Annotated in this window: 12 protein-coding genes; 5 read left to right on the top strand and 7 right to left on the bottom strand. The window is 28.4% G+C overall.

The window, feature by feature from the left end; all coding sequences use genetic code 11:
• The first annotated feature begins 64 nt into the window (after positions 1–64).
• Positions 65–5302 (top strand): autotransporter-associated beta strand repeat-containing protein, encoded by a 5238-nt coding sequence (locus tag ACTTBL_RS03225; protein WP_440643593.1) that lies wholly within the window; start codon positions 65–67, stop codon positions 5300–5302.
• Here the strand turns inward: ACTTBL_RS03225 and ACTTBL_RS03220 are convergent.
• A complete protein-coding gene (locus ACTTBL_RS03220) occupies positions 5299–6135 on the bottom strand; it encodes an AAA family ATPase (RefSeq protein WP_440643592.1) in 837 nt (278 codons plus the stop codon). The two genes, ACTTBL_RS03225 and ACTTBL_RS03220, sit on opposite strands and share 4 nt — an antisense overlap.
• A gap of 51 nt (positions 6136–6186) precedes the next feature.
• On the opposite strand from ACTTBL_RS03220, the gene ACTTBL_RS03215 reads away from it, so the two are divergent.
• Together ACTTBL_RS03215 and ACTTBL_RS03210 are read left to right on the top strand one after the other, a co-directional pair.
• Complete coding sequence (locus tag ACTTBL_RS03215; RefSeq protein WP_440643591.1) at positions 6187–6819, top strand: hypothetical protein; 633 nt, start codon at positions 6187–6189, stop codon at positions 6817–6819.
• Entirely contained in the window at positions 6819–7883 is a 1065-nt protein-coding gene (locus ACTTBL_RS03210) for a putative zinc-binding metallopeptidase (RefSeq protein WP_440643590.1), read from the top strand. Before ACTTBL_RS03215 ends, ACTTBL_RS03210 begins: the two co-directional genes overlap by 1 nt.
• Here the strand turns inward: ACTTBL_RS03210 and ACTTBL_RS03205 are convergent.
• Genes ACTTBL_RS03205 through ACTTBL_RS03195 form a run of 3 tightly spaced genes read right to left on the bottom strand, consistent with a single transcriptional unit; the run spans position 7880 to position 10879 of the window.
• Positions 7880–9577 carry a tetratricopeptide repeat protein gene (locus ACTTBL_RS03205; protein WP_440643589.1) on the bottom strand — a complete coding sequence of 566 codons (1698 nt, stop codon included), beginning with the start codon at positions 9575–9577 and terminating at the stop codon, positions 7880–7882. The two genes, ACTTBL_RS03210 and ACTTBL_RS03205, sit on opposite strands and share 4 nt — an antisense overlap.
• Positions 9578–9610: 33 nt before the next feature.
• A complete protein-coding gene (locus ACTTBL_RS03200) occupies positions 9611–10366 on the bottom strand; it encodes a prepilin peptidase (protein ID WP_440643588.1) in 756 nt (251 codons plus the stop codon).
• Entirely contained in the window at positions 10367–10879 is a 513-nt protein-coding gene (locus ACTTBL_RS03195; RefSeq protein WP_440643587.1) for an STAS domain-containing protein, read from the bottom strand.
• Between the two features lie 38 nt (positions 10880–10917).
• On the opposite strand from ACTTBL_RS03195, the gene ACTTBL_RS03190 reads away from it, so the two are divergent.
• Complete coding sequence (locus ACTTBL_RS03190; protein WP_440643586.1) at positions 10918–11685, top strand: hypothetical protein; 768 nt, start codon at positions 10918–10920, stop codon at positions 11683–11685.
• A gap of 10 nt (positions 11686–11695) precedes the next feature.
• Here ACTTBL_RS03190 and ACTTBL_RS03185 read toward each other — a convergent pair whose 3' ends face one another.
• Complete coding sequence (locus ACTTBL_RS03185; protein ID WP_023854853.1) at positions 11696–12373, bottom strand: hypothetical protein; 678 nt, start codon at positions 12371–12373, stop codon at positions 11696–11698.
• Positions 12374–12440: 67 nt separating this feature from the next.
• Here ACTTBL_RS03185 and ACTTBL_RS03180 point away from each other — a divergent pair, with 67 nt between their 5' ends.
• Positions 12441–14066, top strand: a complete 1626-nt coding sequence (locus ACTTBL_RS03180; protein WP_440643585.1) for a hypothetical protein — start codon at positions 12441–12443, stop codon at positions 14064–14066.
• Here the strand turns inward: ACTTBL_RS03180 and ACTTBL_RS03175 are convergent.
• Together ACTTBL_RS03175 and ACTTBL_RS03170 are read right to left on the bottom strand one after the other, a co-directional pair.
• Positions 14058–14762 carry a glycosyltransferase gene (locus ACTTBL_RS03175; protein WP_440643584.1) on the bottom strand — a complete coding sequence of 235 codons (705 nt, stop codon included), beginning with the start codon at positions 14760–14762 and terminating at the stop codon, positions 14058–14060. The two genes, ACTTBL_RS03180 and ACTTBL_RS03175, sit on opposite strands and share 9 nt — an antisense overlap.
• On the bottom strand, positions 14763–15818 hold a 1056-nt coding region (locus ACTTBL_RS03170; RefSeq protein WP_440643583.1), incomplete at its 5' end, for a tetratricopeptide repeat protein.

Here is a 15818-nt window from a genome sequence, read left to right as displayed (position 1 = left end):
TAATATTATATATCATTGGTTGTATCCAAATAACTCAAAAGGATCAATACATTACAAAAATTATATGTTGCTGGAATTTAATAAAAATATTCAATTTGCAAAAAAATTTTTTTTATTTTTTTTCTTAATTATATTTTTTCTTATTAAACAATCTCTTGCTGACATAGTTACTATTTCTAAAAATGATACAGTTAATAGTGATCTTGACACGGATACTTTTGGTGTTGGGGAAAGAACTTACAATGTCTTAAATGGATTTACATTTACAATTAATGGTTCTCTGAGTGGAGGAGTTGACCTTACAAAAGCAGGTGCAGGTGCAATAGAGCTTAATGGAGATAATAGCGGTCATAGTGCAGACTGGGTTTTATCTGCAGGTACAATTGAAGTAGGTAGTGATAATGCTTTTGGTGGAAACATTATTTATATAGATGGTGGGACATTAAGCTCTAATAATACATCTGCAAGAGAAGTAAGTGATAACATTGTAATTAGAGCAAATACTACTTTAGGTAACTCGACAAACAATGGAACATTAACTTTATCAGGCCCAGTTTCAATCATAAATGATAAATGGACCATAACCTCTGAAAGTAATAATACAATTTCAGGAAGTTTAAATTTAGGTTCACAAAATCAAACATTTAATACTGCTACTGGTGTAACTTCGACTATTTCAGGAAATATAAGTAGTGGAGCTCTAAGTAAATCAGGAAATGGAGTTTTAGTTTTAAGTGGTACAAATTCACACTCTTCTTCAACTGTAAAAGGTGGAACTTTAACTGTCTCAGGCTCGTTAAGTGATAGTAGTTACGTTCAAGTAGATAGCGGTGCAACTTACGATGTAAACTCAAGTGATACAATTAGTTATTTTAGTGGTGCAGGAACTGTTGATATAGCTAGTTCTACAACATTAACTACTAATTCTTCTTTAACCTCCTCATTCAGCGGCATAATCCAAGGCTCTGGTGGTCTTACTAAATCAGGAGATGGTACAAGAACATTAAGTGGAAATAACACATATACTGGAGCAACAACCATTAATTCTGGGACTTTTAAAGTAACAGGAGCTTTGTCTGATAATACTGCAGTTAGTGTAGCATCAGGTGCAACTTATGATGTGGATTCAACTGATACAGTTGCGTCAATCGAAGGAGCAGGTAACATTGATATAGCATCTGGGCAAACATTAACAGCTGGAGACGGAAATAATAAAACTTTATCAGGTGTTATTTCAGGAGGAGGAAATTTAACTAAAGCAGGATCTGGAACTCTTACATTAAGTGGAACAAATACTTATACAGGAAATACTACAATTTCAGCTGGTATTCTTGATATACAAGGACAATTAGAAAGTGGGAATTATGATGGAGCAATTTCTAACTCTGATCAATTGAAAATCAATTCATCATCCAACCAAACTCTAGCTGGAACAATTTCAGGTACGGGGATTTTAGCTAAAACTGGTTCAGGAACACTTACACTTACAGGAACAAATACTTATAGCGGTCAAACAACAATTGAAGGCGGAACTGTAGTTGCTTCAAACTCATCTAGTTTAGGAGCAACACCTGGAACTGTAACAAATAACAACATAGTTTTAAATAATGGAACACTTCAAACTACAAACTCTTTTTCAATAGGTTCAAATAAAGGAATAATTGTTACTGGTAGTGGAGGAACAATTAATACTGATGCATCAACTACATTAACTTATGGTGGTGTAATTAGTAACAACGGTACTTTGACAAAAACTGGTGATGGTACCTTAACTTTAAGTGGAGCAAATACATATACAGGCGCTACGACAATTAGTGCTGGAACTCTAACTGTTACAGGATCATTGTCAGATAGTACTGCTGTTTCTGTTGCTTCTGGTGCTGTATATGACGTAGATGCAAGTGATACGGTAGCTTCGATTAATGGTGCGGGTAACATTGAAATTGCTAGCTCACAAACTTTAACTTTTGGTGATGGAAATAATAAAACTTTATCTGGTGTAATATCAGGCTCTGGTGGATTGACTAAAGCTGGCTCAGGAACTCAAACTTTAAGTGGCAATAACACATTTTCTGGCCCAACAACTATAAATGCTGGAACTTTAACTGTTTCAGGAACTTTATCAGATAGTACCGCTGTTTCTATTGCTTCTGGTGCGGTTTATGACGTAGATGCGAGTGATACTATTGCATCTGTAAGTGGTGCTGGAAACATTGAAATCGCGAGTTCTCAAACACTTACGGCTGGAGATAGTAATGATAAAACTTTATCAGGTGTGATAAGCGGTTCAGGTGGTTTTACTAAAGCTGGATCAAGCACTTATACTTTAAGTGGAACAAATACTTATACAGGTAATACAAATATTAATTCAGGAACTTTAACTGTTTCAGGGACTTTATCAGATAGTACCGCTATTTCCGTTGCTTCTGGTGCAGTATATGATGTTGATGCAAGTGACACTGTAGCTTCAATTGAGGGAGCTGGAAATATTGAAATAGCAAGTTCACAAGTTCTAACTGCTGGTGACACAAACAATAAAACTGTTTCTGGTGTAATATCAGGATCTGGTGGATTAACAAAAGCTGGTTCTGGAACTCTTACTTTAAGTGGAACAAATACTTATTCAGGAAATACAACTATTTCAGCTGGTACAATTGATATAAGCGGACAATTAAACAGTGGATCGTACGCTGGTAACATATCAAATTCTGGCACACTAACTTTTAGTTCTTCAAATAATCAAACTTTATCCGGAACATTATCTGGTTCAGGAGATTTAAATAAATCTGGTTCAGGTGATTTAACTTTAACAGGAACAAATACTTTCACCGGAGATACAACATTAACCGCAGGCACTCTATATGTAGGAACAGCAAGTGATGGATCAAATACCATTATTCCAAGAGATATTAGTGTAGAGGGAGGTACATTAAGTGGAGGTGGTGTTATAGGGCGTAATGTTACATTTTCATCTACCGCAGGTACTTTAGCACCTGGAAATAGCATAGGTACTCTTACTATAACTGGTAACTTAACGCTATCTGCAGACGATACTACAAACATAGAATTTAATTCAACAACAGCAGACAAGATTGTAATTAATGGAAATACTGAACTTGCTGGAACTATTTCTTTATACCCTGAAGATACCACTTACTCAGATGTGACACATACAATTGTAGATGCTTCTGGCGGTGGAACATTTAATGGAACTTTTTCAACAGAGACAATGAATAACGAGAGTAATCTTAATGATGCTACATGGGATATTGTCTATGATACTTCGGCAAAAACTGTTTCTTTACAAATTACTGAAGCAGCTAGCACATGTAACATAAACTGCACAACAACAGTTTCATCATCAAAAGACATTGCAAAAGTTTTTGACAATGCAACTAGCGGAACATTAAAAGACGTAAAAGATGTTTTGGATAGCGCAACAGTTTCTTCAGTAAATACAGAATTAGATAAATTAAAAGGAACTGTTATTGCAACATCATCTATTCAATCAAATACTAATCACAATTATTTTAATAGAGCTGTAGCAAGTACAACTTCTCTTTCAAATACAACTTTTGTATCAAATTTTACCTCAACAACTAATGAGCTCACTTTAGCATCATTACAAGACCAAGGTTTATATGGAGACAAAAAAAGATACAGTGAATACTACGATTATAGTGATGCATCAGTTTTAGGTTTTATAAAAAATAATAAAAATAAATCATTTTTTGAAAGGTTCGAGTCAGATGATAGTGCTTCATTTTTGAGAACTTTTGGAACAAACACTAAAAGAGATAATATTGGTGAAGGTTACACTGGATATAATTCTGATACGACAGGAATATTATTTGGAGAACAATTTAAAAAAGACGATATAAATTTTGATGGTTATTCAATTGGAATTTCAAAAACTGATACAACCTATAATGATAGTTATGGAGATGCTGAAATTTATTCAATGCATGCCTCAATGTTTAAGCAAATAGATGATGAAGATTATGCATTTAATTTATTAGGTAGCGCTTTTGTATCTAAGACTAACAGCAATAGAAATGTATCTGTATTTGGAACTTCAGTAGATGATAAGTATAAATCTGACTTTTATGATGTTGGTTTAAATTTAGAAGCTCAGCATATAGCAAAGTATGATTTTAATGGTTATAAAATATCTCCATCTGCTAAAATAAATTATAGCTATATTTTTAAGGGAGATACAAAAGAAACAGGTGGTGATTTAGCATTGTCAGTTGATAATGAAGATCTTTTTATCATCAAACCGGAGGTTGGAATTTCAGTATCAAAAAACTTTTCAGAGAAAGATGATAAATTAAGCCAATTGGAATTAGCAGCATTTATGTCTAGAGATTATTTTATTGATGGAACAGAAAATAAGGCAAGATTTGCATCTGGCTCTACTTTTAACCATGATTTACCAAGAGATAAAGAAGACTATTACTCTTTAGGGGTAGGGTATAATTTTCTTAATAAAGAAAATAACACAAGCCTAATGGCTAATGCATTTTTGTTAGAAAATACAAAAGAAGACATCAGCTCTAATATTTTTTCAATTACATTTAGAAAATTCTTTGGTGAATTTGCAAAAGGTAGAATACCAAGCGTGATTGCAAAAAAAGATATCCCAGTAAAATCTGATCAGGATCAAAATGATAATGAGGAACAAACTAAAGTGGTTTTAAAGAAAGATCCTCCTATGAAATCTGATAAAGATTTAGAACAGAATAATGAAGTTGTATCGAGTGATAATGAAATAGGAAAGGATGAAACAATTATTGCAACTTTTCCAGATCAAACTTTAAACAATGATATTAAAAAAGATGTTAAAGAAAAAATTAAAAATTTTGAGAGAAAAATTGAAATAGTTTTAAAAGAAAATCCAACAAAAGAGGAAGTTGAGGAAATTTATATTAGCTTAAAAAATGAAATGAAAAAGTCATCTAAAAGAGATCTAACTTTAGATGACGTTTATAATAATTTGTTTGCAAATTGTTATGCAGTAGAAAAAAATCTAAAAAGATTAATTAATTATTATGATAAATTACAATTATATCAAATATTGGATAAATGTTCTCAATTAAAAGATCCAAAAATACATTTAATTGCAAATAGGTTGCACGATATTCAAATGGACGAAAGATCTGCTATTGAGATTTTATATTCAAGATATCTTAAAATTTTAAGTTACATTCCAATTGTAACTTTCATAGCATTAATCATTCTATTTTATGAAATTATTAGAAGATTTATTACTTATCGATATAAATCGAGAATTATAACTTAAGAAAAATTATTGATAGTATTTTCAATATCTTCTTTTTTTATCATCATTAGATCTAATTTTGTTTTATTTTCTTTCTTATTCAACCTTACAGATTGAATTTGAATACAATTTTCAAAAAACCTTCTTAAATCCCTTGCATTAGAATACCGGTCACCAGTTATTTCTATAATTTTATTACACGCGTTTTTAATTGAAGTACTTGCATCATTTGCAATCATATATTTATTATCTCGACAGAGTTTGTAGAAGATCTGGTATAATTCTAAATCATTGTAATTTTCAAAAATTATATTTCTCTTAAAACGTGATGCAAGACCCGCATTTGATGATATGAATTTTTTCATATTTTTTTCGTATCCAGCTACAATCACTATTAATCTATCCCTATAATCTTCCATAAATTTCAGTAATTCATCAATTGCTTCTTGACCATTATCATTGGGGTCATCTTTGTTTATCAAAGTGTATGCTTCATCAATAAATAATACGTTGTCAATTGCTTGATTAAACTTTTCTGCTGCTCTTTCTGCAGTTTTACCTTTTTCCGCCACAACCAGATCACCTCTGGTTACTTCTATAAGTTTTCCTCCAGCAATAATGCCAAGATCCCTGTAAATATTAGACAAAAGTCTAGCTACTGTAGTTTTTCCCGTTCCTGGATTGCCAGAAAAAATTAAGTGGTAGGTAAGTGGCATTGCATCACCTAAACCCTGTTCTTTTCTATCCTTAGAATTTTGAAGAAAAGCCAATAAGTTTTTAACTTCTTCCTTTACTTTTTTTAATCCAGGCAATCTATTAATTTCGTTCAGGTTTTTTTCGAGATCTTCACTCATTGATTTCTATTGAATTATAGTTAAAAATTAATTTATGATATTTTTATTTAAATGAAACTAATAATTCAAACACTTTTAATTTTATTTTATTCATCTTCTTTTTTGTATTCGGGCGAGTCTGGAGATTTACCTGGAGAAGAACTGAAAAAGCCAGAGGAAATGTTTGATGAAAAACCTACTGAAAAAGAGGGTCTGGATGTCTCAAATATTATTGAATTATTAAAACCAAAAAATACAGAAGTTGTGCTTCCTAAAAATAGGCTAGAGAAAATATTCAACCAGTTTTTTTTAGCTGAACTTAACAGGGATCAATTAAATATAATTGGTGAGTGCGAAAACAATCTCGCTGAGGGAAAATGTTACAAAGTAGAGCCAAATAAATTATCTAATCATTTTAACAATTATTACTTTTACACAAATTCTCAAAATCAAGTTTATTCAATAATTGCATTTAATAATAAAAGACAAGGCGACTTAAATAAGTGTAAAGAAAAAATTTCTTTATGGAAAGATTATTTTAATAGTTATGATTTAATCGAGAAAGAACCTAAAGATAATTCATTAAATTTTGTATTAACTGATGCTCCTCAAAAAAATAGTATTGAAATCTTTGCTTCTTGTTATAACGAACAATTTAGAGATATATCATCTAGTTTTAGTATTAAATTTTTCAAAAATGTTTAATGAGAATTTTTGTTATTCTCATACTAACTGTATTCGTTCATAGTCAATTATACGCTGGTAATATTACTGCTGAGGCAAGACAAGCTTATAAGGAAAGAACAGAATTTGTAAAAAAATATATATCCACGATAAAAGAGAATAGAAAAACAAATAAAAAATTTAAGGGAAGCATAGTCGAAGCTGTTTCTGGAAGATTATACACTAGCTGGGGGACTTTATCTCAATACGAATTAGATCAGAAAGCTCTAAAAAATTGTAAAAGCGATGGTGAGATTGAATGTTTAGTGCGATTTAGAACACTCAAGAAAAACCCTAAATACAATAGATACGCAAAATATATTAATTCAAAATTAAGTTTAAAAGTTTTGGGTGAACATATTAAATCAAAAAAAAAATTTTCTTCAAAAGGGATAGATATCTTAATTAGTACTGAAAACTTTAAAAATAAAAATGATTTTTTTTGTGGTCAAACGAAGTCAAATTATAAAGATGTTATTAATATTCTTGTGAAAGAAATAAATGTTTATCCAGTATCTTTCTTACAAAATTCAGGACTAAAATATGTAATGATTTGTGAAAAAATAACTGACAAATCATTAGGATTTGAACCAGGTGGATTGGCACCAGGACATGTCGATCAATCACCTGGAGTTTTTTATTTGAATTTATCAGCTGTTAATAAAATTAAAAATTTAAAAGCTAAAAAAAAATATATTAGAATTTTGTTCCATCACGAATTTTATCACATAATCGACTCTAAGTTATCTATTATGCAATTAGATGAAACTTGGGAAAAAATAAACAAAGTGGATTATTCTAATGATTTGATAACAGGGGGTATTGGAATTGATACATCTGTTGAAGGTTTTATTTCAAGTTATGCTAGAAATAATTCTGCAGAAGATAAAGCAGAATTATTTGCGTTTATGATAGCTCAGCACAAAGAATTTAAAAAAGCCATTGCTAAAGATGAAATATTATTGAAGAAATCAAAATTAATGATTTCAAGACTTAAAGGAATTTCTAAAGAAATAGATAAAAGTTTTTGGAAAAAATTAAATTAAGATTTTCTTAAATCACTGATATTTTTAATTAGCTCTTGGCAATCTTTCTCGACCCTTGAAAATACATCTGTCCAGTCTCCCTGAATCTTTTGGCGATAAATTCTAAAATTGTCATACCAAATAGTTTCATCTTTAGAATTTAACCATCTCCAATCAGAAACTTTTGGAAGTAATAACCAAGTTTGAGTACCAAGTGTTCCAGCCAGGTGAGCAATTGAGGTATCAGTTGTTATAACTAGATCTAAATATTTTATAATTGCAGCTGTATCTACAAATTTTTTTGATCCTGTATCCATAAGTAAATCATAATTTACAATATGTTCCTCCAACTTAAATTTCTCTATTTCTGAAACAGCATTACCTTTTTGCAAATTTATGAATGTAGCTAATGGATTTTTGACAATGCTTTTAAAATTATTTAAAGAAACAGAATTATTAGCAACTCTAGGATTTAAACTGCTACCTTGCCAATTTAAACCAATTTTCACATTATCATTTACTTCTATCAGTGTTTCCCATTCTAGAAGTTTATTATCATTTATTTTTAGAGATGATGGAAAAGGACAATTACTATTAAGATCTGGTGTAAGTAAATAGATTAAATTTTGTAATGGTATCCAATAATCATAATCATCATATTCACTTTCACTAGAAACAATTTCATCTATAAAAACCATATCCTCAAAGAAATGATGCAGTTCTTCTTGGCACTGGAATATAATTTTACAATTTAGCTGGCTTAATGTTTCAAGGTATCTTGAAAATTGTAAAGTATTACCTAATCCATTTTCAGCAATAATAAGAATTTTTTTATTCTCAATATTTTGACCATTCCAAATTAATTTTTTTTTATCAAGTACTGATTTAAAATTTTTGTCTTCATATATCCTATGATGATATTCTTTAAAACCTTCTTCAAAATCTGACATTGATAAAAGAGTAGTTCCTAAATTAATTTTTGATTTATTAAAGTTTTGATTAAGTTCTATTGTTTTTCTATACATTTCAATTGCTTCAGAATATTTTCCAGCATTTAGTAAAGTATTTGCAAAATTAAAATGTACAACATGTGAATCTGGTTTAGCCTTAATTGCTCTTTGATGACAGATTACTGCATCTTCGTACTTATGCTGAAGATAGAATAAATTACCAAGGTTACTTAAAATGAAATGATTGCTTGGATTATTTATAAGACCTTGTTGATAAACTTTTATTGCTTCATCATATTTTTGATCTTGTTTGTATAAAGTTGCAAGACTTAAGTAAGCCTTTATTTCTTTAGGATCTATTTTAATAACAGCCCTATAACATTCTACCGCTTTTTCTAAGTTTTTACTTTGTTCATATACCAGACCTAAACTTAAGTAACCATCAACATAAGTAGGGTCGTGGGCCAAAAGGTTTGTTAAAACTTTCTCAGCAGCAGAGTTATTATTTAATAAAAAAATATTTGTACCTAATCTATTAAGAGCTTTACGATCAAAGTTTCTATCTAGTGAAGAAAGATAATACCAAATAGATTTATCAAAATTGTTTTGTTTATAATGAATATCTCCTATTAAATTATAAATTTCATGATTGTTAGGATCATGTTTTAATAAATTACATGCATTCTGTTCTGCAAGACCGTATTGTCTTTTGTCTAATAATTGATAATTTTTTTTTATATTTTGAGCAACAAGAGATTTATTCATTTTTAAACGAATCAGTTATCTAACAATATATCTTTAAATCACATTATAAAAGACTGATCCTAGATATGGATAGAGTGCTGAAGCTATGACAATAAAACACCCGTATGGAATTTGAAAATCTTTATCTTTTTTGTAAACATAAATAATAATTATACCAACAATAGCCCCAGTAATTGCTGAACTTGCTAAAATTAAATAAATTGATTTTATTCCAAGCCAAATACCAACCATTAAAAATAATTTTGCATCTCCAAGCCCCATACCTTCAACTTTTCTAATTTTAAAGAATAAAAATCTAATAATATAAATAATTAAATAACCAATTATTCCACCGATGATAGAGCTTAATATACTCACATCAAAAGGATTAAACTTGAAAAAAGTAAAGACTAACCCAAGAACAGAAAGTGGAATTGTGATTTTATCTAAAATTAAATAATATTTTAAATCAGTAAAAAAAATTATTAATAATCCTGAATAAAAAATAATATAAGCTAAAGTTTTAAAACTAATTCCGTGTAAATTATAAGCATAGACGAATAAGCTTGCCGTTAAAATCTCTACTATAAGATAACTTAAACTTATTTTACTTTTGCAATTTTTACATTTACCAAGATTAGCAATGTATGAGATGATTGGAACATTGAAATAAAAAGGTATTTTATATTTACAAGTTGTACAAAATGATCGTTTTGTAATAACATTTAAATCATTAGGAAGTCTATATATACAGACATTATAAAAACTACCAAAGATTGATCCAATAATAAACAGAGAAAGGGTAAGCACTTACCTTTTAAATTTTATTTTATCTCCATCGTCATCATCTCTTTTGATGCTAGGGTTTGTTTCTTCAGTTTCTTTGTTTTCTGTTTCTTCACTCTCAGATTGTTGCTGAGTTTCTTCGTTTGGAGCAAGATCCACGTTTTCACTTGCTTGTGGTTCAGGCTCTTGAACTGTTTCGGGCTCTGAACTTACTTCAGCTGCATTTGTGCCAGTTACATTTTTAATTTTAAAAATTTTGTCTAAGTGTGCTAATTTAATAACTTTCATGACTTCATTACTCACATCAGTTAGAAAAAATTCTTTAGATTTACTTTTTGAAAGTTGCATACCTTCAACTAATGCAGCTATACCTGAAGAGTCTATGTAGTTGACCTTTGATAGCTGAACTTCAATTGTCTTAACATTATCAATTAAATCTTTTATATTATCTCTTAATTCGGGTGAACTATCTAAATCAACTTCACCAGCGACAAACAATTTTCCTATATTTCCATTAATTTTTTGTTCGATAGACATATGTGTTTTTTTATATTATTAATTTTGAATTACAACATATGATTATCGACTGTATTTGTGGAAAAAAAAAATTTAAGTTAGCTGATGGAATTATGCCAGAACAGGGATCAAAAGTTAGATGTGGTTCTTGTTCTGAGGTATGGTTTTATCATCCTGATCAAGGAAACAATCCAATCAATCAAAACACTACTGTTGATGAAGAACAAAATTCTTTAATAGAAAATGAAAATGATATTGGAGAAAACAAAGAAATTGATGATTTCGCTGCAACAACTCAATCTGAAGTACAAGAAACTGAAAGTGTAAATCAAACATCCAATTTACAAGACCCAGAAGATTTATTATCCACTCCTGAAGATAAATCGTCTGAAGAGGAAGTTGGAAATGAAAACTTTGATGAAATAAAAAAAGAAAACCCAGAGAGTATTTCAAACTTTAAAATATTTACAGATGAAGATCAAAATGAACTTCCATCAAAACAAGAGATGGATAAAAATTTAGATGAATACAAAGTTGATAGAGATAAAAATTTAAATTTTTTTCAAAAATTAATTAAAAAGGATAGAATTAAAGAGGCAAAAAAATCTTTAGAAAAAGAACAGCAAGAACAACCAGACCAAAAGATAAATGACGGAAGGAGAGCTAGATTGCTCACTTATCTACTTTTGCTGTTGTTGATTGTTTTTTCTATTTTAATAGTTCCTTTTAGAGATCAGGTTGGGATGGCATTTCCATTTATGGAAAGGTATTTAGAATTTTTAATTCCTATGTATGAATATATCAAAGGACCTTTAGGACTAAACTAGAGAGATTTTTTTAATTTTTAGTTTCTTTGTTTTCTTTTTCAGCTAATTTCTCTTCTTCAGCTTTAAATATTTCAATTATTTTCGACTTATCTTTTAATAATTTTTCTTTACCAGGAAAAACATAAACTCCAATTTTTCCATTAGCCAAAACTTTATCAGAATTAGCATTTTCTCTAGAAATATTTTCTTCAATAATATTTATTTTAAATTCACTCTCTGCAATTTTATTTTTTAAATAAGTTAGGTTTTGAAAAGTACTTAAGAACTGATACTCAATATAATTTATTGAATATATTTCACCTAATTGGTCAGCTTGACTTTCATTTAAACTATTAATTTGAACATTAAATTCATTTGCAATACCTGAAATAGAATTTTTGAAATTTTGAAATTCAGTTGGAGACATAAACATCATTATTTCTTTAATGTACTCGTATTCACTTTTGTTAACATCTTTGCCAACTTTGGCCATTTCAATAACAATTTTGTCAGATTGTTCCTGGATACCTCCTGCATTTGCTAAAAGTTTGCTTTGCTTGGAAAGTTGAATTGAAGTGTAAATTTCACCTATTAAAAATGCAAAAAAAGCAAAAATCATTACAGTAAAACCTACGACAACAAATTTTGATTTATCTTTAATAGATTCGTCTTCGACTGTTTTTGATTTATTTTTTCCTAATCCAAACATTATAAATTTTTACTATCATTTATAGATTTGATAAAGTGTAAATGATTCGCATGTATAAATTTAATATATGAAAAATACTCCAATTTACATCAAAAAAACTCTTGATGAAATTAGGCTTGAGTTACTAAAAGATAAAAAACTTAAATTATCAAGACAACTTTATGTGCAAAAACTCAAGGAAATTTTCAACGATCAAGTAATTGATCTTAAGGATGGCATGGAAGCAAAGATGTCATCAACAGGAACAGATAAAACTGTTGTAGTTTCATCGTCTCAAGACACAACTGCAAAACTAAAATCAACTCCAAGAAGTAATAAAAGTGAAAAAATTATTTTTCTTAATAATGAAATTGTTGATCAAAATTTGAGCGAAATAGATGAAGCTAATAATGATCTATCTAATTTTGGAAATTTTGACGAAAATATTATTGAACTCAAAGACGAAGTTGCTGACATTAATAATCAAAAGATAATAGATTTAATTGAAGAAGTAGATGATATCATTAATCTAACTGATGAAGTTGCAGAAACTGTTGTGAATGCTCAAGAAGCCGGTTATGAAAAATCTGCAAATGATGATCTTATTAAAGAAGAGGCAAAAAGTACTCAAATATTCTCCAACGAACAGTTGGAGATGTTAAATGCAAAAATAAATGATTTAGATTTAAGTAGTTCTGAACTTACAGAAAAATTGGATGAGTTATTAAATCAGAAAAACTTATTCTCTGAAAAATTTAATGATGAACTAGATATAAAACTAACTGAAGCACTTACCAGATCAGAAGAAAGTATTGAAAATAAACTTAATAATATTAACGAAAGTTACCACCAAGAGTTTGAAAAATATGAAGATGAAGCAAATAAAAATTTTGCAAATTTAGAGGACCAAATTGTTCATTTAAATAATCAGTTTGATGATATTCAAAATAATATTAATTCTATTTCAACTAAAATTGATGATAGTGTTAGACAATTAAACGATCCTCAAAAACTTAATGAAAGTTTACATTTAGAAAAACGTTTTGAAGATAGAATAAATGATTTGAAAGATTACAATTTAAAAATCGAAAATTCTTTAAATAGTTTAAATAATAAAATTGATGAGACTTTAAACAATATTTCAACTTATAGAAACGAAGCCACTCAAAAAATTGAAGAATTGAACCAAAAAGTACAAAATATAGAGCCAGAATTATTTAATAAAATTGAAGAAAAACAAAAAAATAAAAGTGAGTCTGAAAAGCTTCAAGATAAATTTGATCAAATGTCAAAAATTATGGACATGCAGAATATGAGAATGTTGCAAATGTATCATTCATCTGAGTTGCAACATAGTCATTCAATATTACAAAAAAACATGGAGGCCAAATCTCCAGTGCAAGATCAGAAATCTTTTAATCCAGAATTAATTTCAGAAGAAATAAAAAAAGAATTTTTCCCAAATATTCAAAAAGAAATGGATAAACAATTTAATCTGCTAAAAGAGCAATTATCTGAGTATGAAATAAAAAGTATTTTAGATAAAATTGGTTCAACAGATTTGAATAAAGAATTTAAAAAACCAATCAAAAAATTTTCAAATTTAGTGGATGCAAAGAAATATGTTAAAAATACAATTTCAAAAAAATCTAGAGATTGGATAAAACATAATGAAACTATGATTGACGAGATTGCGAAAAAATTATTAGGTTAATAATTTCTTTATTAAACTAGTTACATAAAATTGAATTAATATTAACAAAATTTTGATATTCATTTTACTTTCACTTTCATAGCGTCTATTAAAATCTATAAAGACATCTTTAGTCTTTAATTTTGCTTTTGAGTTAATTAATAAATCAGCTAAAATTTTAAATCCCTTTCCAAAAAATCTGTTTTCATTTTTTAAATAAATATCTTTTTTAAATAGAAAAAAACCACTCATTGGATCTTTTGTTTGAATATAAAAAACTTTAAATAAAAATATTAGAAATACTGATGCAAATCTTCTTGTTTCAGATAAACCTTTGTTTTTTCCAGATGTTAATTTTCTTGCTCCAATGACAATATCTTTACCTTTGTTAAATTCCTTAAACATTTTTGGAATATATTTTGGATCATGTTGTAAATCTGCATCTAAAATTAAAATATTTTGATATTTTGATTTTTTTATTCCATCAAAGCAGGATTGGGTTAGATCTCTACTTTTTTTTCTGAAGATTGGTTTAAAAAATTTATATTTTTTAGATAAAGCTAATAATATTTTTTTACTTTGATCTGTCGAGCTATCATCAACGAAAATAATCTCAAATTTATTTTTTTTTAAAACTTTTATAATTTTTAATGTTAAAGGTTTGATGTTTTTTTCCTCATTAAGAGCAGGTATAACTACACTTATTTTATGTCTCATTTAATTTGTTTCAGCAATTAGGTTAGAAGTTGTTTCTCTTAAAAAGGGATTTATTTTGATAGCGTCTGTAAAAAATTTAGTGGCTTCCTCATTTAATCCAAGTTTTTTCAAGGTAATTGCTGCATTATATAAAGCGGTTGCATGTAGAGGATTAATTACATTTGCTGTTTTAAAATTTTCTAAAGCTTTCTCATAATCTTCTCGATAAAAACTTATTTTTCCTAGTTCAAAGTATAAATCATCTATAGGAGGATCTAAAAATGTCACTCTTCTTGAAGGTGTATCTAATTGAGATCTTATTTCTTCGTATTTTTCAAAGATTTTTTTTATTTGATCTTCAGCCTTATTATAATCTTCATACAATGTATAGAATCTTGCTAATTTAAACCTTGCTGGTGGACTATCTTTGAAATTTTTTTCAAACTCCTCTTCAAAATATTTGATGCCTTTTTCGTTTTTTTCATAAATGTAGTATCTTAGAAATTCCAATATGGCTTCATCAAACGATGTATCTAATTGATACATTTGATACAAATTAAATCTATAAGTTGTCATATCATTTTTCAAAATGGCATCTCTCATTTCTACTCCAAACGAATATCTAAAAACATTTTTAGGACTATTTTCATCTGTTAAAGTCATAAACTCAGTGTTATTGATATAAACTTTACTTCTATCGTGCAGAATAAATACTGAAGATATTAAGATTAACCCATAAAAACTTAAGATTAAGGTTTTTTTATAAAGATGATTAAAAAATTTACTGAACATCCATGCTAATAATAATGATACTGATACAACTGATGAGTACTGATATCTTTCAGCTAAATTTGAGATTAAAGGAAAACCTTTTTCAATCATCCCAAACATAACAGGTAAAGTTAAACTTGCGATAATCCAAAAAACACTAATTAATAAGATAGGATCCTTTTTTTTTAAAAATAAATAAAATGCTAATATTGTGTATATTAAAAAAATGATAAATATGATTATCGATAAACCTAAATCATAATTTGTTGCATAAACATATATATGCTCGTAGGGAAAAAATAATCC

Source organism: Candidatus Pelagibacter sp. HIMB123 (assembly GCF_052048195.1).
Classification (GTDB): domain Bacteria; phylum Pseudomonadota; class Alphaproteobacteria; order Pelagibacterales; family Pelagibacteraceae; genus Pelagibacter.
This window is presented reverse-complemented; position numbering and strand designations above follow the sequence as displayed.